Genomic DNA, 19742 nt, shown 5'->3' with positions numbered 1-19742 from the left:
TCAGTCCCTCAGGAAGGCATCCTCGCCGTGTCGGTCGCGCAGTCGATTCAGCGCCGCCCGCTGTCGGTCGAGTTCGGCGGATCGCTCCGCGTACACGTCGTCGAACAGGTCGTCGGGGTCGGGACGCGCGGTGGCTTCGGCCCGTTCGATAGCCGCACTCACCTGCGCCCGCACGTCCGACTCGATGCGCTCGATCCGGTCGTCGTCGAGTCGCCCCGTCTCACGCAGGAAGCGTTCCAGCCGCGGGATCGGATCGCGCTCCCGCCAGGCCGCCACCTCCGTTTCGTCGCGGTAGACGGTCGGATCGTCGGCGGTGGTGTGGGCGCCGAAGCGGTACTGCACCGCCTCGATCAGCGTCGGCCGCGGCCGGCCGTCGGGGTCACGGGCCTTCACTATCGCCGCGCGAGTGACCGCGTACATCGCCAGCGGATCCATTCCGTCCACCTGGACGCCGTCGATGCCGTAGGCGGCAGCCTTGCCCGCGAGCGTCGGACTCGCCGTCTGGCGCTCCCGCGGCACGGAGATGGCCCAGCCGTTGTTGTTGCAGACGAACACCGCGGGGGCGTCGAAGACGCCCGCCATGTTCAACCCCTCGTGGAAGTCGCCCTCGCTCGTGGCCCCGTCGCCGAAATACGCGACGGCGACCCGGTCGTCACCCCGGATCGTCGACGCCATCGCCAGCCCCGTCGTGTGGGGAATCTGTGTCGCGATCGGCACCGCGGCCGGGAACACGTTCTCGTCCGTGCCCCACCCGCCCGCGCCGTGGCCCATCCAGTACAGCAGGATGTCCGAGAGCGACAGGCCGTGGACGTGGACGGCGGCGTGTTCGCGGTAACTGGGGACGACCCAGTCGCCGTCGTCGAGGGCGGCGGCGCTTCCCACCTGCGCGGCCTCCTGGCCCGCAAGCGGCGGGTAGGTTCCCATCCGCCCCTGTCGCTGCAGGTTCACGGCACGCTCGTCGAAGTGTCGTGCCAGTCGCATCCATCGGTAGAGGTCGACCAGTTCCGCGTCGGTGAGGGCCGGCGGGTCGCCGACGAGTTCGCCCGCCTCGTTCAACACCTGAATCCGGTCGTCGGGGGCGCGGTCGAAGGTGTCGTCCACGTCGTCGTCCCGTCCACTCACGGCCGACCCCCCTCCATGGAGACTCCCTCGCCGCCCCGCGTCTTATGCGTTCGGGGCACGACCGATCACGTAACCGCGTGCGCCTCGCGGCGCGCTTCGTCGACGCTCCGGCCGTCCCGGAGGACCGCGTCGACGAACAGTTCGCCCGCCCGATACGACGACCGAACCATCGGTCCGCTCGCACAGTAGAGGAAGCCGAGTTCCTCCTCCGCCACCCGACGCCACGTCTCGAAGGCGTCCGGGTGGACGTACTCGTACACGTCGAGGTGAGAGTGGGAGGGCTGGAGGTACTGGCCCAACGTCACCACGTCGACGCCGGCCTCGCGACAGTCCGAGAGCGTCCGATAGAGTTCGTGGTCGTACTCCCCGAGGCCGAGCATCAGGCTCGTTTTCGTGTACACGTCGGCGGTGTCGCCGGCGCGTTCGAGTACCGAGAGCGACTGTTCGTACCCCGCCCGCCGGTCGCGCACCGGCCACTGGAGGCGTTCGACCGTCTCGACGTTGTGTGCGATCACGTCCGGGCCGGCGTCGACGATTCGGTCGACGAGCGCTGGATCGCCCCGGAAATCTGGGATGAGCACCTCGACCAGGATGCCGGGGTCACGGTCCTTGATCGCCTCGATGGTGCGTGCGAAGTGGCCCGCACCCTGATCCGGCAGGTCGTCGCGGTCCACGCTCGTCAGGACGACGTAGTCGAGACCGATCTCCGCGACGGCGTCGGCGACGTTCGACGGCTCCTCGGGGTCCAGCGCCTCCATCCCCCCCGTCTCGACGTCACAGAAGTTACAGCCCCGCGAACACCGGTCGCCCATCAGCATGAACGTGGCCGTTCCGGGACCGTTGCGGCCGCTCCAGCACTCGCCGAGGTTCGGACAGTTCGCCTCCTCGCATACGGTGTGGAGCTCCCGGTCCCGGAGCGTCTCCTTGATCTCCGTGAACCGCTGGCCCGACGGTGGCCGCTGTTTCAGCCAGTCGGGCTTTCGCCTGCGTGCCATGCGCTTCCCTTCGGCCTGCCGAGCAAAAACGTGTGGGCTCCTCGTGTGCGCCGGTCGAACCGTCGCCACGACCGACACGTCTATGCCCGTGGTTCGTGAACCGCCGCCAGCATGAGTGATCGGCGGGCGGCCATCGTCGATGGGTCGATTCCGCGAACGCTCGTCGCCCTCGCCGTGCCGCTCGTCGCCCAGAACGTCGTCCGCGTCGCCCAGCAGGTGATCGACACGTTCTGGCTCGGCCGCCTCGGCGAGACGGCCGTCGCCGCCGTCGGCCTCACCATCCCCGTCCTGGGACTCCTGTTCGCCCTGCTGGTGACTCCCTTCGTCGGCACGCAGATACTCGTCTCCCAGCGGATCGGCGGCGACGACGACGACGGCGCCCACCGGACCGTCGTCCACGGTCTCGCCCTCGCCCTCGTCGTCGGTGCCGTCGTCGGCGGGGGTGTCGCCCTCGCCGCCCGTCCCCTCGTGACCGTCGTCGGCGCCGGGCCCGACGTGGCGTCCGCCGCGGCGGTCTATCTCGGGACCGTCGCCCTCGGCCTCCCCCTCGCGGGCGCCAGCGACGCGCTCGAAGCCGGATTCGTCGGCCGCGGTGACTCACGTGCCTCCCTCTGGATCAACGTCGCCACCGTCGCCGTCAACGTCGTCCTCGACCCCCTGCTCATCTTCGGTGTCGGCCCGTTTCCGGCGCTCGGCGTCCGCGGGGCGGCGCTCGCGACGGTCGGCGGCTACGCCAGCGGCTTCCTCCTCGCGATCGCGCTCGCACTCGGCTCCCGGATGGCCCTCTCGCGCCGCCACGTCGCCCTCTCGGTGGCCGAGTTCCGTGCCCTCCTCTCGGTCGGCGCGCCCATCACGGGCCGGCAGGTGGTCAGCCAGAGCGTCCGCGTCCTCCTGGTCAGCGTCGTCGCTCTGGCCGGCGGCGCCGCGGGCCTCGCCGCCTACACCGTCGGTGCACGCGTCGCCAGCGTGGCCGTCCTCCTCCCGCGGCCTCGCACAGGCCGCCCAGAGCATGGTCGGTCAGAACGTCGGCGCCGACCGTCCCGACCGTGCCGGCCGGACGACCCGTGTCGGCGTCGGCATCACCGTCGCCGCCCTCGCCTGCCTCGGCGCCGTCCAGTGGGTCGTCCCCGGCCCCGTCGCCCGCCTGTTCGTCCCCGACCTCTCCGGGCAGGGCTTCGCCTTCACCGTCCAGTACCTCCGGATCCTCGCCTACGGCTACCCCGCCATCGCCGTCGTCGACCTCCTGCTCGCCGGCTTCAACGGTACCGGCCGCACCCGGACGAGTTTCGTCGCCGACCTGCTGAAGTACTGGGGCGTGCGCCTGCCGGTGGCGGCGTTGGCTCTCCCGGCGGCGGCGTCCGTGTCGGTCTTCGGCGTCGCCGCCGCCCCGGGTCTCGACCTCGGGATGCCGGCCGTCTTCTGGGCGGTCACGGGGTCGAACGTCGCCGCCGCCGTCGGCGTCGGCGCCTACTACCTCCGCGCCGTGCGCCGCGGGTTGTTCGCCGATGCGATCGACGGGACGTCCGAGGACGCCGACGCGGCCGCGAGCACGGACTGATACCCATCGTACGACCGCGACGGAAACGCCTTTGCCGCCGCGGCCCCCGTCACCGGTATGACCCGCCACGGCCACCGTCTGTCCCGCGTCCGACAGGAGGTGCCGACCGCGTGAAGGTCGCCGACGCCGTCCCGGAGTTCGCCGACGCCTTCGACTTCGAGGAGTTCAACCGGATGCAACGCGAGGCGCTGCCGGTACTCGTCGACACCGACCACAACGTCGTCGCGTCGGCGCCGACGGCGAGCGGCAAAACCGCGCTGGCGGAACTCGCCATCTGCAAGACGCTGAGCGAGGGGGGAACCGCCCTCTTCATCGCGCCGATGCGTGCGCTCACCAACGAGAAGGAGAGCGAGTGGGAGCGCTTCGAGGAGATGGGCTACTCCGTCTACGTCGTCACCGGCGAACGGGACCTGAACCCGCGGCGCGCCCGCCACGCCGACGTCCTCGTGATGACACCGGAGAAGGTGGATTCGGCCACCCGCAAACACGACTCCCGGCGCTACGACTTCGTGACCGACGTGGACTGCTCGATCATCGACGAGGTCCACCTCCTCGACTCCGAGCGCCGCGGTGGCGTTCTCGAAGTCACCGTCTCCCGCCTGCGCCGCCTCTGTGACCCCCGATTCGTCGCGCTCTCGGCGACGATGCCCAACGTCGGCGACGTGGCCGACTGGTTGGACGCCCCGCCCGAGGCCACCTTCGCCTTCGGCGACGACTACCGCCCGGTCGACCTGCAGACCGGCGTGAAGACCTACACCCACGGCGAGAACAGCTTCGCCGACAAGTACCGTCGCCTCTACCGCGCGCTCGACCTGGCCGAACCACACGTCCGCGAGGACGGCCAGGCGCTCGTCTTCGTCGCCTCCCGGCAGGACGCCGTCAGCGCCGCCGCCAAGACCAGGGACGAACTCGCCGAACGCGACGTCCCCATCGGCGCCCGCGGGAACTACGACTTCCACACCGAGGCGAAGGAACTGAGCGACGACCGTCTCCGGAAGGCCGTCCTCGACGGTGTCGCCTTCCACCACGCCGGCCTCTCGAAGGCCGACCGCGACCGGATCGAGAAGTGGTTCCGCGAGGGGAAGGTCGCCATCCTCTTTTCTACCTCGACGTTGGCGTGGGGCGTCAACCTCCCCGCCCGCTGTGTCATCGTCCGGGACACCAAGTACCACGATCCGCTGGAGGGTGAGGTGGATATCAGCCCGCTGGATCTCCTCCAGATGCTCGGCCGTGCCGGCCGCCCCGGATACGACGACGTGGGCTACGGCTGGGTCGTCTGTGACCGCTCGGACGCGGACCGCTACCGTCGCCTCCTGCGCGAGGGGACCGAAATCGAGTCCCACCTCGCAGCCGACCTCGACGCCCATCTCAACGCCGAAATCGCGATGGGAACGGTCGACGACCTCGACGACGTGCTCTCGTGGCTGGAGACGACCTACTACTACGTCCGCGCGGCGTCGGAACCCGCCGCCTACGACTTCGACGGTCTCCGCGACCGGGTGCGTGAGACGCTCGAATCGCTCGTCGACCGCGGCTTCGTCGAGATGGGTACGGACCTCGCTATCGACTCGACGCCACTCGGCCGTCTCGCCTCGAAGTACTACCTCCGGCTCTCGACGGCGCGGGCCTTCCACGACCTGGCCGACCGCGACCGGATCGACGCCGACGCCGTCCTCGAAACGGTCGCCGCGGCGGCCGAGTTCGACTCCGTCTCCGCCCGACAGTCCGAGGCCGACGCCGTCGACGCGGTGCTTGGCTCCGACGCCGGCCACCTCGACGACGGCGGTCGGAAGGTCCTCGCCATCCTCCGGGCGAGTCGAAGCGACTCCGTTCCCGCGGATCTGCGCAGCGACGCGTGGATCATCCGCCGGAACGCGCTGCGACTGCTGGCGGCGCTCCGGGAGTTTCTCGACCGCTTCGCCGGCCCGCGGGCCGCCAACCTCGCCCGCCGGTTGGAGGCCCGAATCGAACACGGCGTCAGCCGCGACGCCGTCTCGCTCACCGCCGTCGACGGCGTCGGTGCCGGTCGCGCGAGCACGCTCGCGACCGGCGGCCTCTCCCGCCCCGCCGACGTGGTCGCCGCGGGCGCCGACGAACTCGAACGGGCCGGCCTCTCGACCGGCGTCGCCGAACGGGTCGTCGAGTCGGCCGCCGACCTCCCAGACGTGTCGGTGTCGTGGGGCGACGTGCCCGACCGCGTCGCCACCGGCGAGAGCGAGATGTGCGAGGTGCGGGTGCGCAACGACGGCGGGGGCGCCCGCGTCGGCGTCCGCGTCACCGTCAACGGCGTCGAGATGCACGCGAAGACGACGTATCTCTCGGACGTGACGACCGTTCCTGTCGGGGTGTTCGGTGCCGATGCGGACACGCTCGACTTTCAGGTGGCGGTGTCGTTTCCGGAGTTGCCGATCCGGCCGTTCGTGGCGGAGCGGACGGTTCGGGTGGCGTGATACGGGTCGTTACTCGTGTCCCGGCGGTCGCCGATCTCGGGGGCGGCGACGGCCGGTACTGGCGTCCAGCAGTCCGCCTGAGTCGTCTCACTCGGCTTTCGACAGCACCACGACGAACACCGCCCCGCCGTCGGTGCCGTCTTCGACCCACACTTCGCCCCCGTAGCTCTCGACGAGCGTGTCGACGAGATACAAACCGAGGCCGGTTCCTTGGCTGTCGAGCCCTTTCTCGCCTTTGCCGAAGATCGTCTCTTTCTGGTCCTTGGGGACGCCCGGACCGTTGTCCGCGACCCGAACGACGACGGTATCCTCACGATCGGTCACCGAAACGGTGACTCTCGGTGTCTCCGCGTCGTTGTGCTGGATGGCGTTTTTCAGGAGGTTCCGGAAGACGGAGCCCAGTATGTCGTTCGCCTCGACCGCGACCTGCGGAACCGTCGTCTCGACACCGACGACGGCTTCGGAGTACGTCGACCGTACCTCGTCGAGTTCGCCCTCGAGGACGGTTCGGAGGTCGACGAACTGCATCTCCTGGTCGGCAGAGAGCATCACGTCTGCCATCTCTCGGGCGACCTTCGTGAGTTCGATTGCGTGATCGGCGCTCTCGAGGATCGTCACGAGATGATCGTTCACCTCCACACCGTCACACTCGTCCGCGAGCATCTTCGTGTAGCCCGTTATCAACTGGAGGTCGTTACGGATGTCGTGACGGAGCACTCGGTTGAGGACGTCGAGGTTGTCGCGTTGATCCTCCAACCGACGCTCGTACTCCTTACGTTCGGAAATATCCCGCACCAACGCGTGCAAGACCGGTTTGCCCTCGTGCTCGAACCGGCTGAGTTTCACCTCGGCGGGGAACGTCGTCCCGTCGACGCGCCGGTGAGTCCACTCGAAGAACGCTTCGCCCTCCTCGAACGCCGTTTCGACGTGTGCCAGTGCCACTTCCTTGGAGTCCGCCCCGTCCGGCTGCTGTGGCGGGGAGAGCTCCCACGGTGTGTGCCCGGCGAAGGACTCGACCGAGTCGATGCCGAACAGCTCCAGCGTTCGCTCGTTGCAATCGACGAACCCGTCACGGTTCAGCAACATGAGCGCGTCCCGGGTGTCCTCGAACAGGCTGCGGTACTTTTCTTCGCGCTTTTCGAGTTCGCGTTCCCGCTCCTTGCGTTCGGAAATGTCCCGTACCAGCGCGTGCAACGCTGGCTCCCCCTCGTACTCGAACCGGCTCAGTTTCACCTCCGACGGAAACTCCGTCCCGTCGGTGCGCTGGTGCGTCCACTCGAAGAACGCTTCACCCTCCTCGAAGGCCGTCTCGATGTGGTCCAGGGCCGCCGCTTTCGAGTCAGCTCCGTCCGGCTGCCGTGGCGGGGAGCGGTCCCAGGGCGTATACTCGATGAACTCTTCGACGGAGTCGACACCGAACAGTTCGAGGGCTCGTTCGTTGCAGTCGAGGTATCCCCCTCGGTCGAACACCATGAGTGCGTCCCGTGTATCCTCGAAGAGGGTGCGATACTTCCGTTCTCGCTCCCGGAGTTTCCGCTCGCGTTCCTTGCGTTCGGTGATGTCTTGCGCGACGGCGACGAACTTCCGGACGTCGCCATCGTCGTCGATGATCGGTCCGACCGTCTGGTTGAGTACGATCCGCTCGCCGTCCGCCCGTTCGTCGATCATCTCCGCTTCCCACTGCTCCCCCGCGCGAATCGTCTCCCAGAACTCCTCGTAGAACTCGTCGTCGTACTCTCCCGACTGGAGGAGACGCGGTGTCTCACCGATGGCCGCTTCTTCGCTGTATCCGGTGACCGCTTCGAAGGCCGGATTGATGTACTCGATCGTTCCCTCGGCGTCGGTGATGTAGATGGCGTGAGCACTCCGTTCGACGGCCGTTTTGAACTGCTGTAGCTCGTGCTCTCGACGCTTGCGTTCCGTGACGTCGACGAGATACCCGAGGAGTTCAGTGGTTTCGTTCCCGCTTTCGACCGCTCTGGTGTACTCTTTCACCCACCGAACGTCACCCGACGCCGTGATCACTCGATACGGGTCCAGGGTGATGCTTTCGACTCCCTCGGAATCGAGTTCGCTCGCCTTGCTGACGACCCGTTCGTGATCGGCCTCGTGGACGATGTCGGCGTAGTGTCGGTCCGCCGACCCGAGTTCGTCGGGTGTGTATCCGAGCACTTCCTCGACGTTCTCCGAGACGTACTCGATGGGCCAGTCCGCCGTGTCTTCCCACTCGAAGACGACCGCCGGGCCTTCTTTGAACATGTCCCGCTCCTCCTTCAGGGCCAGTTCGGCGCGCTTCCGGTCGTCGATGTCTTGGTGGATGCCCACCGCTCGTATCGGCGTTCCGTCCTCGTCGCGTTCGACGACCTTTCCCATTGTTCGCACCCACTTCCACTCCCCCGATTTCGTCTTCAGCCGGTGGTCACATCGATAGTAGGCCGTCCGGTTCGCGACGTGTTCGGCCAGCGCCTCGTCGTGTCGCTCTCTGTCCTCCGGATGAACCACTCTCTCCCAACCCCGCATTCGATCACCCATCTCGGCTTTCGTATAGCCGAGCATTTCTGTCAACAGTTCGTCACGAGACACCCTGTCGCTTCGCATGTCCCAGTCCCAGATACCCAGGTTCGCCCCCTCAAGTGCCAACTCCATGCGCTGTTTGGTCGTGACGAGTTCCGCTTCGCGCTCCTTGCGCTCGGTGATGTCACGACCGTTCACAGGATTCCGGCGATCACGTCGTCGTCGAGCCGATTCCGCATAGTCGCCTCGATCCAGCACCACGATCCGTCGGCCCGCTGGACTCGGAACTCGACGGTCCGCGGTTCGTCCGGACCGGTTCGTAGGCTCTCGACCGCCGCTGTCACGGTGTCCCGGTCGTCCGGATGGGTGTACTCGGATCCGACATCGCCCACTAGAGCCTCCGGGTCGTATCCGAGCACACGCTTCACCGCGGGACTCACATACGTCACCGTCCCGTCCGTATCGACGACTGCGACGACGTCGTTGGACTCTTCGACAAGTCTGCGATACTGGTCGATTTCCTCCGAATCTGTCATTCGAGGATAATACGTGGTTTGCCGAAATATAACACGGGGATGCCGTGCATCCGGATTCCGATTTCATCGCCACTGCTGCACCGAGTCCCCGAGCCGTTCCATACGGCCGTCCGCCGTCGCCCCCCTGCCTACGCCAGCCCTCCGAGCGCAACCAACACGTCCCGAAGCGCCGCCGCGTCGCTCGCCGCGTAGTCGGCCAGCTCCGTCGCCTCGGGGTCGCCGCCGTAGGCCACCGTCGGAATCCCGGCCTGCGTCGCCGCGCGGACGCCGTTCGGGGAGTCCTCGACGGCGACGCAGTCCGCGGGGGCGACGCCGACCCGTTCCGCGGCCGCGAGGTACACGTCCGACGCCGGTTTCCCCGGCCCGTCCACGTCCTCCGTACTCACCGTCGCGTCCACGTCGAGGTCGAACCGCTCGACTACACGGTCGATCCAGTCGGGCGGACTGGAGGAGACGATGGCGACTCGCACGCCGCGGTTCCGGAGGTTCGCGAGTAGGTCCCGGAACCCGGGCATCAGGTCTGTCGCGTCGTAGAGGTCCGCGGCGGCCGACTCGTAGAGCGCCAGAAATTCGTCCCTCTCCAGGGCCATCTCGTAGCGCTCCGCGAGGTAGTCGTAGGTCTCGCGGTAGTTGACGCCGCGAATCTCGGCCTGTGCCGGGTCGCCCTCGGCGACCGCTGCGGGCAGGATCACCTCCGCCTCGCGCTCCCGCCAGAACTCCTCGGTGTCGACGATCACCCCGTCCATGTCGAACAGCACGGCGTCCATACGCGGTGACCACGGGCCAACGCCGAAAGGGCTTCGTCCGAGGCTTTTCACCCGATGCCGCGGCCACCGCCCCCGTGACCGACGCCATCCGCGCCTTCGCCGGCGACTGCACCGTCGAAACCGACGACCGAACCCACCGGGGCCGCGTGCTCGTCCTCGTCAAACCCGACCGCACCGTCCTCGTCCACGACGCCGAGGGCTACCAGCCGGTGGCGTGGCTCACCCGCGCCGACGCGGTCACCGTCGAAACCGACGGGTCGGGGTTCGGCCTCACCGCCCGCCTCGACGACCGGACGCTCCGGGTAACCGCCGACCGCATCCGGCGGTCGGTCTACCCCGTCACCGAGGCGGGGGTGCCCGTCGGCACCAGCCCCGATTCCGGCGGACCGCTGGTTCGAACGGGCGGAGCGGTGGTCGACGTCGTCGACGACGCCCGCTACCCGCTGGTCGCGGGTGCGACCGTGCTCGACGACCCGTGTCCGGACTGTGGCCTCCCGCGCATGCGCGTCGACCGTGGCGTAACCTTCGAGGTGTGTATCGACCGTGACTGCGACCCGCTCGACGACGCCGTTCGGGAGCGGTTCGACCGGGCGTGGACCTGTCCGGACTGCGGGAGCGACCTGCGGATCATCCGCCGACGGGGTCGGCTGCTCGCGGGCTGTGACGCCTACCCCGACTGCGAGACGGCGTTTACCGTACCGGCGGGCGTCGTCGTCGACGACTGCCCGTGTGGCCTCCCCGTCTTCGAGACGGCGACCGGGCAGCGGTGTCTGGACGGCACCTGTGATCGGTGGTCGGCGTGATCGGCCACCGCAGACCCTTTACCTCCACCGCGCCCCCTGGCAGGTATGCAGGGGACCTTCGAGGACGGCGTCGTTCGCGTCGGTGGCGACGCCAGACAGCGCTTCTACGACGCCCGCGGCTACGGGCGGCCGCTCTCTGGCAACCGGATCGAACTCGCGCCCGTCGAGGCCGCCCACCTCCTCTTCCGGGGGGATCTGGACACCGTCGTCGCCGGCGACGACCGACTCGATTTCCGTGCCTTCCTCGTCGCCACCGACACCGTCCTCACCTTCGTCGTGTACAAGGACCTGCGCGACCGGGGGTTCTACCTCTCGCCCGCCCGCGAGGACTGGGTCGACGACTCCGACGGGATCGACTTCGTGGTCTTCCCGCGCGGCAGCGGCCCCGAGGACGACGCCGTCGAGTACCGGATCCGCGTCGCCGGCGAACGCGAGATCATCCCCGCCGCCTCGCTCGGCGACGTGACCCTCGCCGTCGTCGACGAGGAGGGGAACTCACCTACCTGGAGACGGAGCGTCCGGACGCGGCGGGGCAGGCGGACGGCTCGGGTGATCGGTACGACCCGCCGACGGGTCTCGACGCCGCCCTCCTCGCCGACCGGGCGGTGGTGTGGGCCCCCCCAACCGACCTGCACGACCGGGGGTTCTACGGCCAGCGCCTCCAGGGACGGAACGCCGAGACCGGACCGCTCCAGTTGTCGCTCGTGGAGGCGGCGTATCTCGCCCGTCGGGACGCCCTCGACCTGGCCGAACCCCGCGTCGTCGAACGCGGCAGAGCGGTCGAGGGCGGGCGCTTCGACCGTCGGCTCCGCGCCTACGCGGCGCTTCGGGCGGCGGGGAGCGTCCCGAAGAGCGGGTTCAAGTTCGGCGCCGACTTCCGCACCTACGATACCTTCACCACGGTCGAGGAGATGGATCACTCGACCCGGCTGATCCGTGTCGTCTCGCCCGATCACACCTTCCTGCCCCGCGACCTCTCGCTCGACGTGCGCCTCGCGGGCGGGGTCCGGAAGCGAATGGTTTTTGCGCTGACCGACGCGAACGAGGGGATAGACTGGCTCTCGGTCGCCCGACTCACGCCCTAACATGACACGAGAAACCTCGGACGACGCCGATGGAGCGGACGGCGAGAAGCGACGGCCCTCGGCCGATACGACCCCCGCGACCGACGGCGGGAGCGACGCCGCGACCGGCGCGGACGACGTGGCGCTCGACCCGTGGGGATCCTCGACCGTCTCCGACTACCGCAAACTGTTCGACGAGTTCGGCATCGAAACGTTCGACGAGGTGCTCGGCGAGGTTCCCAGTCCGCACTACCTGATGCGTCGGGGCGTCATCTTCGGCCACCGCGACTACCGCCCCGTCGCCCGCGCCCTCCGCGAGGGCGAGGACGCCGCCGTCCTCTCGGGCTTTATGCCGACCGGCGACCCGCACATCGGTCACAAACTCGTCTTCGACGAGATCATCTGGCACCAGGAGCGCGGCGCCGACGCCTACGGCCTGATCGCCGACCTCGAAGCCCACAGCGCCCGCGGCCTCTCCTGGGACGAAATCGACGAACACGCCCGTGACTACTTGCTCTCGCTGCTCGCGCTGGGCTTCGACCCCGAGGAGGGCGAACTCTACCGGCAGTCGACCAACCGCGAGGTGCAAGACCTCGCCTTCGAACTCGGGTCGAACGCCCGCTTCGCCGAGTTCGAGGGGATCTACGGGTTCGACGGCGAAACCTCCGTCTCCCACATGCAGTCCGTGGTGACGCAGATGGCGGACATCCTCTACCCACAGTTGGAGGGGCCGAAGCCGACGGTCATCCCCGTCGGCCCGGACCAGGACCCACACATGCGTCTCGCACGCGACGTGGCCGCCCGGATGCGATACTTCAAAGTGACCGAGGCCTACGCCTCCTTCGAGGCCGACGCCGCCGAACGCGACCACCTGGCCGCCGCCTACGCCGCGTTGGAAGACGATCACGACGTGGTTCGGTGCGAGGACGCCGCCGAGTGGCTGACGGCGGAGATGACGCCCGACGCCGTCCGCGACGCGGCGATAGAGAAGCTCCGAGCGGCGGGAAAGGAGCCGCTCCGCCCCCGGGTTCGGTTCCTCGACCGGAACGCCACCGACGAGGCCTTCGACGCCCTGATCGAGGCAGTACCCGGCGAGAAGCGCCGCTACGACGAACACGTCGACGCCTTCGAGATGGATCGCGAGGCCGCCGAGGACCTGGCCCGCGAGGTGGAGGTCGACCACGGCGGCTACGGCTTTCTCCCGCCGTCCTCCATCTACCACCGGTTCATGACCGGCCTGACCGGCGGGAAGATGTCGTCGTCGGTGCCGGCCTCCCACATCTCCCTGCTCGACGACCCCGCGGACGGCTACGACAAGGTGAAATCGGCGACGACGGGCGGCCGCGAGACGGCCGCGAAACAGCGAGAACTCGGTGGGGAGGCCGACGACTGTCCCGTCTACGAACTGTACGCCTACCTCCTCGCCGGTGACGACGACGAGTTCGCGACCGAAGTGTACGAGGAGTGTGTCGGCGGCGAGCGGCTCTGTGGTGGCTGTAAGGAGCAGGCCGCCGAACTCATGCGGGAGTTCCTCGAAGCGCATCAGGAGAAACGCGAGGAGATGGAGGCCGTCCTCGACGACCTGGACATCGACCTCGACTCCGACCGCCGTGGCGTGCCCGGCGACGGGCACTGATCCCGCCACCGGGACCTCGGGCTGCAGAACGCTTTTGCCGTCCGGCGCGCATCGAACGGACATGGCGACCGAACCCGCCACGACCGACTCGCTCGTCCGCGAAGCGACCGCGCTCGGGTTCGGCTTCTTTTTCGAGGTCTGATCGTGGTCGGCGGACTCCGCCCGCGGGGGCGGACGAAACCGACCCGTTCGGCGCGCCACCCGGTCGACGTGGCCGCAGACCTTCGGAACTGCTAACTGACCGGCTCGGATGGACGTGAACAAGAACGACGCATGCAACTCCCGGAATCACAGGTCGCGGTGTTGGAAGCCGCGAGCGCGACGGAGGCAAAGACCATCGAACAGATGAGCGAGGAGACGGGGCTGAAACCGGAGACGGTGACGGGTGCCGCCTTCGACCTCGAAGACGCGGGACTGATCGCCGTCTCGACGACCGAGACGGTGTCCTACGACGTCACCGACGAGGGCGAGACCTACGCCGAAGCGGGGCTGCCCGAGGTGCGCCTCTACCGCGCCGCACTGTCGGCGGGTGCCGCCGACGCCCCCGTCTCGATGGGGGCCGTCATCGGCGACGCCGACCTCGGCGACGCCGTCGACATCGCGCTCGCGAACTACGCCCGCAAGGGGTACGGCGGGGTCGATTCCGGCGAGATCACCGCCGATCCGGCCCTCGATCCGGGCGCCGACGCCGAGGCGGTCGCCCTGGAATCCCTCGTCGAAGCTGACGGCGCCGACGCGGACGCGGACGCGGACGCGGACGACGACGCCCTCGACCAGCTCGTGCGCCGCGGCCTCGTCGAGCGAACCGAGCGCACCGTTCGCTCCGTGACGCTCACCGACGAGGGCGTCACCGCGCTGATGGAGGGGGTCGAGCCCGCGGAGACGGTCGACCGTCTCACGCCCGAGATGCTGGCCTCCGGCGAGTGGCGGGACGTGGAGTTCACCGCCTACAACGTCGAGGCCGACGCGCCCGAGACGCGCGGCGGGAAGGTCCACATCCTCCGCCAGACAGCCGAGCGCGTGAAGGACACGCTCGTCGGGATGGGGTTCCGGGAGATGGACGGCCCGCACGCGGACTCGGAGTTCTGGATCAACGACTGCCTGTTCATGCCTCAGGACCATCCGGCACGCACCCACTGGGACCAGTTCGCCCTCGACGTGCCGCCGATGGAGGACATCCCCGACGACCTCCTGAACCGCGTCCGGTCGGCCCACCTGGAGGGCGTCGGCGAGGACGGGCAGGGCTACCACTCGCCGTGGACCGAGGAGGTTGCCCGCGGGGTGGACCTCCGGGGTCACACCACCTCGTTGTCGATGCGCTATCTCTCCGGGCACGAAATCGGCGAACTCGAACCCCGGAGCGCTTCTTCAGCGTCGAGAAGGTGTATCGGAACGACACGCTCGACCCGACGCACCTGCTGGAGTTCTTCCAGATCGAGGGGTGGGTGATGGCCGATGACCTCTCGGTCCGTGACCTGATGGGCACCTTCGAGGAGTTCTACGAGCAGTTCGGCATCACCGACCTGCAGTTCAAACCCCACTACAACCCGTACACCGAACCGTCCTTCGAACTGTTCGGCACCCACCCCGAGACCGGGGAACTCATCGAAATCGGCAACAGCGGGATGTTCCGCGAGGAAGTCCTCCGCCCCCTCGGCGTCGAGTGTGACGTGATGGCCTGGGGCCTGGCGCTCGAACGACTCCTGATGCTCATGTACGGCTTCGACGACATCCGCGACGTGCACGGGACGCTCTGTGATCTGGACCTCCTGCGGAACACGGAGGTGCTTCACTGATGCCCGTCGTCGACGTCGATCCCGACGACCTCCGGCAGTTGACGGGCCACGAGGAGAAAAGCGACGAGGAGTTCACGGAGGATCTGTTCGCCCTCGGACTGGAGTTCGAGGGCGAGACTGAGGACGGAAAACTCCAGTTGGAGTTCGGCCCTGACCGTCTCGACCGCCTCTCGGTCGAGGGGGTCGCCCGGTCGCTTCGCTACCAGTACGGCGACGACCGCGGCGTCTACGTCCCGAAGACGAACGATCCAGACTGGACCATCGTCGTCGAGGATTCGGTGCCCGACGAGCGGCCGTACGTCACCGGCGCGGTGATCCGCGGCGTGGATCTGGACGACGACGCCCTCGACTCCCTGATCCAGTTACAGGAGAAACTCCACGCGACGATGGGGCGCAAACGCGCCAAGGGCGCCATCGGCATCCACGACCTGACGATGCTGAAAGGGGCGGTCCACGGCGACGGCGCAGGCGGCGGCAACGCCATCACGTACCGCGGTGTCACCCCCGACGGCGACCGGTTCGTCCCGCTCGATTCCGATCGGGAGATGACGCCCGCGGACGTCCTCGCCGACCACCCGACCGGCGAGACCTACGCACCAATCGTCCGCGAGTACGACCGCTACCCGGCTATCTACGACGAAATCGGGCTGTTCTCGTTCCCGCCGGTGATCAACGGCCGCCGGACCGAGGTGTCGACCGACTCCCGCGAACTCTTCGTCGAACTCACTGGCACCGACCAGTGGACCATCGACCGGATGTGTAACGTCATCTGTTACGCCCTCGACGCCCGCGGCGCAACCATCGAGGACGTCGAAGTCGAGTACGCCGACGGGACGCTCCGCCGCCCAGACTTCGAGGTCGACACCAAAACCGTCGCCCACGAGCGCATCGAGGGGATGCTCGGCGTCGACCTCGACGTCGAGGAGGCGGTCGACCTGTTCGAGCGATCCGGGCTGGACGCCGATCCCACGGAACGAGACGGTAGCGACGTCACCTACGAGGTGGCGGTCCCGCCGTACCGGACCGACGTGCTCCACCCACTCGACTTGGTGGACGACGTGGGACGAGCCTACGGGTTCAACGAACTCGACCCGCGCTACCCCGACGTGGCGACCGTCGGCGGGCGCCACGAGCGGTCGACGCTCGAAGCGGCGGCCCGGACGACCCTCGTCGGCCTCGGCTTCGAGGACCTGCTCAACTTCCACATGATCTCCGAGACGGAGAACTACGACCGGATGGGGGTCGACCCCGGAACCGCCGTCGTCGGCGGCGCAGACCCGGTGACCATCACCGAACCCTACAGCGAGGACTACACCATGCTCCGCACGTGGGCGCTTCCCTCCCTGCTGATGGTACTCGAGAACAACACCCACCGGGCCTACCCGCAGGACCTCGCCGAAATCGGGGTGGCCGCGGGCGCGGACGACGACGAGAACACGGGCGTCGCCGAGCGTCGGACCGTCGCCGCGGTCCTCGCGCGCCACGACGCCACCTACGAAGACGCCAAGGCGCGACTGGCGTCGCTGTGTCGCGACTTCGGCGTCGACCTGGCGACGCCCGCGACGGACCACCCGACGTTCATCGACGGGCGGGCTGCCGACGTGGTGATCGACGGCGAGAGCGTCGGCGTGATCGGCGAGGTGCACCCGCGCGTGCTGGTCGAACACGACCTGGAACTGCCGGTGGCGGCGTTCGAGTTTCGGCTGGGCGCGCTGGAGTAGTCGCCGCCGAGGACGGCGCGAGGCGGGCGCAAGCGACCGTCGAGCGCGTGGCGCCGTTGGTCCCGCTTTCGTCGGGGGCAACGACGCCAGCCCGCAGCGCGAGCGGGAGGTCCTAACCGAGGCGTTTAACACCGGTCACTCCGGTAGCGTCACGCGAGCAATGCCGAGCGGAGAATACGACCCGGAGACGGTCGAACGACAGTGGCAGGAGCGGTGGGTCGAGGAGGATCTCTACGCCTACGGGGACGGCGTGGTAGATCCGGACACCGTCTTCTCCATCGACTCGCCGCCGCCGACGGTGTCGGGCAGCCTCCACTGGGGGCACGTCTACGGGTTCACCCTGCAGGACTTCGTCGCCCGGTACAACCGGATGCAGGGCAAGGACGTGTTCTTCCCGTTCGGCTACGACGACAACGGCATCGCCTCCGAGCGACTCACGGAGGACGAACTCGGGGTCCGCCACCAGGACTTCGGCCGCCGGGAGTTCCAGGAGAAGTGCCGCGAGGTCTGTGCCCGGTACGAGGAGGAGTTCACCGAGAAGATGCAGAACCTCGGCATCTCCATCGACTGGTCGGAGACCTACCAGACCATCTCGCCCGAGGTTCAGCGAACCTCGCAGCTCTCTTTCGTCGACCTCTACGAACAGGGGCGGGAGTACCGCCAGCGCGCGCCCGCCATCTGGTGTCCGGAGTGCGAGACGGCCATCTCGCAGGTCGAGACCGAGGACGACGAACAGGACAGCCACTTCCACGACATCGCCTTCGAGGTGGTCGAGGACGACGTGGGCCTCCCGGAGACGTTCACCATCTCGACGACTCGGCCCGAACTGCTCCCCGCTTGCGTCTCGGTCTTTGTCCACCCCGACGACGACGCGAACGAGGACCTCGTCGGCAATCACGCCCGGATTCCCCTGTTCGGACAGGAGGTACCCATCATCGAGGACGAACGCGTCGACATGGAGACGGGGTCGGGCGTCGTGATGTGCTGTACCTTCGGCGACCAGACGGACATCGAGTGGTACCAGGCCCACGACCTCGACCTGCGCATCGCCATCGACGAGTCGGGGACGCTGACCGACGTGGCGGGCGAGTACGCGGGACTCGACCGCGACGAGGCCCGCGAGGCCATCGTCGACGACCTCGACGACGCCGGTGCCCTGCTCGACCGGCGGGCGATCACCCACACCGTCAACGTCCACGAACGCTGCGGATCGAGCATCGAGTTCCTCGTCACCGAGCAGTGGTACATCGAACTACTCGACAAGAAGGAGGAGTATCTCGAAGCCGGCCGGCAGATGGACTGGTATCCGGAGAAGATGTTCACGCGGTACCGTAACTGGATCGAGGGGCTCCAGTGGGACTGGTCCATCTCCCGCCAGCGCTCGTCGGGTATCCCCTTCCCGGTCTGGTACTGCGCGGAGTGCGACGAGGAGATCGTCGCCGATCGCGAGCAGTTGCCGGTCGACCCGCTGTCGGACGACCCGCCGGTCGATCACTGTCCGGAGTGTGGACACGACGACCTCGTCCCCGAGGACGACGTCTTCGACACGTGGGCCACCTCGTCGCTGACGCCGCTGATCAACGCGGGGTGGGACTGGGACTCGGAGCGAGAGGAGATGGTGATCGAGCGGCCCGAACTCTACCCGATGGACATGCGGCCACAGGGGCACGACATCATCTCCTTCTGGCTGTTCCACACGGTGGTCAAGTGTTACGAGCACACGGGCGAGGTGCCCTTCGAGAGCGTGATGATCAACGGCATGGTCCTCGACGAGAACCGGGTGAAGATGTCGAAGTCGCTGGGGAACATCGTCTCTCCCGACGAAGTCCTGGAGCAGTACCCCGTCGACGCCGCGCGCTACTGGGCCGCCGGGAGCGCCGTCGGCGACGACCTGCCGTACAAGGAGAAGGGGCTCCGGGCCGGCGAGCGCCTGATGCGGAAACTCTGGAACGCCTCGAAACTCGTCGACGATCTGACGCCGGAGAAGCGCCTCTCGCGGCCGGACCTCCGGGCCATCGACCGCTGGCTGCTGGCCGAACTCGACGACCGGATCGAGACGGTCACCGGCTACTTCGAGCGTCGCGAGTTCTCGAAGGCCCGCGACAGCCTCCGCTCTTTCTTCTGGCATACGTTCTGTGACGACTACCTCGAAATCGCCAAACAACGCCTGCGCGACGGCGACGATCCGTCGGCGGCCTACACGCTCCAGACCGCACATCGGCGCTTCTGCAAGCTGTTCGCCCCCATCCTCGCCCACGTCACCGAGGAACTCTGGCGGGACATGTACGACGGCGGGAGCGTCCACACGGCCGACTGGCCCGACCCTCTCGGCGTGGAGGCGGACCTCGCGGCCGGCGAACGGGCGATGGACGTCGTCGGCGCGCTCCGAAAGTACAAGACGGATCACCAGCTCTCGATGAACGCCGGCGTCGACGCCGTGCGGGTGTACGGCGACGTCGAGGCGTTCGCCGACGACATCGAGCGCGTGATGCACGTCGGCGAACTGGAATCGGTCGACGAGGAACCCCCGGTCGAGTCCGTCGTGACCGGGATCGACCTCGATTACTCGCTGGTCGGTCCCGAGTTCGGGAACCGCGTCTCCGACATCGAGGCGGCCATCGCCGAGGGCGACTACGAGGTGGTCGACGGCCGCCTGCACGTCGCGGACGCCGAACTCGACGCCGCGATGTTCGAGGTCGAGGAGGAGCGACAGTACGCCGGCGACGGCGAGATGGTCGAAGCGGGCGAGACGGTCGTCATCGTCCGGAACTGATCCGATC

Annotated in this window: 12 protein-coding genes and 3 pseudogenes; 9 read left to right on the top strand and 6 right to left on the bottom strand. The window is 68.2% G+C overall.

Translation table 11 applies throughout. From position 1 onward, the window contains the following. Positions 1 to 1122, bottom strand: coding sequence for a pyruvate dehydrogenase (acetyl-transferring) E1 component subunit alpha (gene pdhA / locus V8686_RS02945; protein WP_379702464.1), 1122 nt, complete (start codon positions 1120 to 1122; stop codon positions 1 to 3). A gap of 65 nt (positions 1123 to 1187) precedes the next feature. Next, positions 1188 to 2186, bottom strand: a complete 999-nt coding sequence (lipA, locus tag V8686_RS02940; protein WP_379702463.1) for a lipoyl synthase — start codon at positions 2184 to 2186, stop codon at positions 1188 to 1190. A 42-nt stretch (positions 2187 to 2228) separates the two neighbouring features. Here lipA and V8686_RS02935 point away from each other — a divergent pair. Next, positions 2229 to 2717, top strand: a pseudogene (locus V8686_RS02935) (MATE family efflux transporter); the annotation flags it as partial. On the opposite strand, the gene V8686_RS02930 reads toward V8686_RS02935, so the two are convergent. After that, positions 2715 to 3128, bottom strand: a complete 414-nt coding sequence (locus tag V8686_RS02930; RefSeq protein WP_379706661.1) for a hypothetical protein — start codon at positions 3126 to 3128, stop codon at positions 2715 to 2717. The pseudogene V8686_RS02935 and the gene V8686_RS02930 overlap by 3 nt on opposite strands. Between V8686_RS02930 and V8686_RS02925 the strand changes: the two genes are divergently transcribed. Continuing rightward, positions 3127 to 3675: an MATE family efflux transporter gene (locus V8686_RS02925; RefSeq protein WP_379706448.1), complete on the top strand. Its 549-nt coding sequence runs from the start codon at positions 3127 to 3129 to the stop codon at positions 3673 to 3675. The genes V8686_RS02930 and V8686_RS02925 overlap by 2 nt on opposite strands. 110 nt (positions 3676 to 3785) lie before the next feature. Continuing rightward, on the top strand, positions 3786 to 6125 hold the full coding sequence (locus tag V8686_RS02920; RefSeq protein WP_379706445.1) for a DEAD/DEAH box helicase: 2340 nt from the start codon (positions 3786 to 3788) through the stop codon (positions 6123 to 6125). A gap of 87 nt (positions 6126 to 6212) precedes the next feature. Here V8686_RS02920 and V8686_RS02915 read toward each other — a convergent pair whose 3' ends face one another. The 3 genes from V8686_RS02915 to V8686_RS02905 all read right to left on the bottom strand — a co-directional run bounded on the left by V8686_RS02915 (position 6213) and on the right by V8686_RS02905 (position 9942). Then, complete coding sequence (locus tag V8686_RS02915; protein ID WP_379702462.1) at positions 6213 to 8837, bottom strand: PAS domain-containing protein; 2625 nt, start codon at positions 8835 to 8837, stop codon at positions 6213 to 6215. Beyond that, positions 8834 to 9175: a PAS domain-containing protein gene (locus V8686_RS02910; RefSeq protein WP_379702461.1), complete on the bottom strand. Its 342-nt coding sequence runs from the start codon at positions 9173 to 9175 to the stop codon at positions 8834 to 8836. Before V8686_RS02910 ends, V8686_RS02915 begins: the two co-directional genes overlap by 4 nt. Positions 9176 to 9303: 128 nt before the next feature. Beyond that, a complete protein-coding gene (locus V8686_RS02905; RefSeq protein ID WP_379702460.1) occupies positions 9304 to 9942 on the bottom strand; it encodes an HAD family hydrolase in 639 nt (212 codons plus the stop codon). 74 nt (positions 9943 to 10016) lie between these two features. Between V8686_RS02905 and V8686_RS02900 the strand changes: the two genes are divergently transcribed. The 6 genes and pseudogenes from V8686_RS02900 (at position 10017) to V8686_RS02875 (ending at position 19735) form a co-directional block, all read left to right on the top strand. After that, positions 10017 to 10745: an Sjogren's syndrome/scleroderma autoantigen 1 family protein gene (locus tag V8686_RS02900; protein ID WP_379702459.1), complete on the top strand. Its 729-nt coding sequence runs from the start codon at positions 10017 to 10019 to the stop codon at positions 10743 to 10745. Positions 10746 to 10790: 45 nt separating this feature from the next. After that, positions 10791 to 11830: pseudogene (gene endA, locus V8686_RS02895) on the top strand (tRNA-intron lyase). Between the two features lies 1 nt (position 11831). Next, a complete protein-coding gene (locus V8686_RS02890) occupies positions 11832 to 13445 on the top strand; it encodes a tryptophan--tRNA ligase (RefSeq protein WP_379702458.1) in 1614 nt (537 codons plus the stop codon). 273 nt (positions 13446 to 13718) lie between these two features. Further along, positions 13719 to 15241 (top strand): annotated as a pseudogene (gene pheS / locus V8686_RS02885) (phenylalanine--tRNA ligase subunit alpha). Beyond that, positions 15241 to 16962 carry a phenylalanine--tRNA ligase subunit beta gene (gene pheT / locus V8686_RS02880; protein WP_379702457.1) on the top strand — a complete coding sequence of 574 codons (1722 nt, stop codon included), beginning with the start codon at positions 15241 to 15243 and terminating at the stop codon, positions 16960 to 16962. The pseudogene pheS and the gene pheT overlap by 1 nt, the downstream one beginning before the upstream one ends. A 160-nt stretch (positions 16963 to 17122) precedes the next feature. Beyond that, on the top strand, positions 17123 to 19735 hold the full coding sequence (locus tag V8686_RS02875) for a valine--tRNA ligase (RefSeq protein WP_379702456.1): 2613 nt from the start codon (positions 17123 to 17125) through the stop codon (positions 19733 to 19735). The last annotated feature ends 7 nt before the right edge of the window (positions 19736 to 19742 follow it).

Source organism: Haloplanus litoreus, assembly GCF_045690335.1.
GTDB lineage: Archaea > Halobacteriota > Halobacteria > Halobacteriales > Haloferacaceae > Haloplanus > Haloplanus litoreus.
This window is presented reverse-complemented; position numbering and strand designations above follow the sequence as displayed.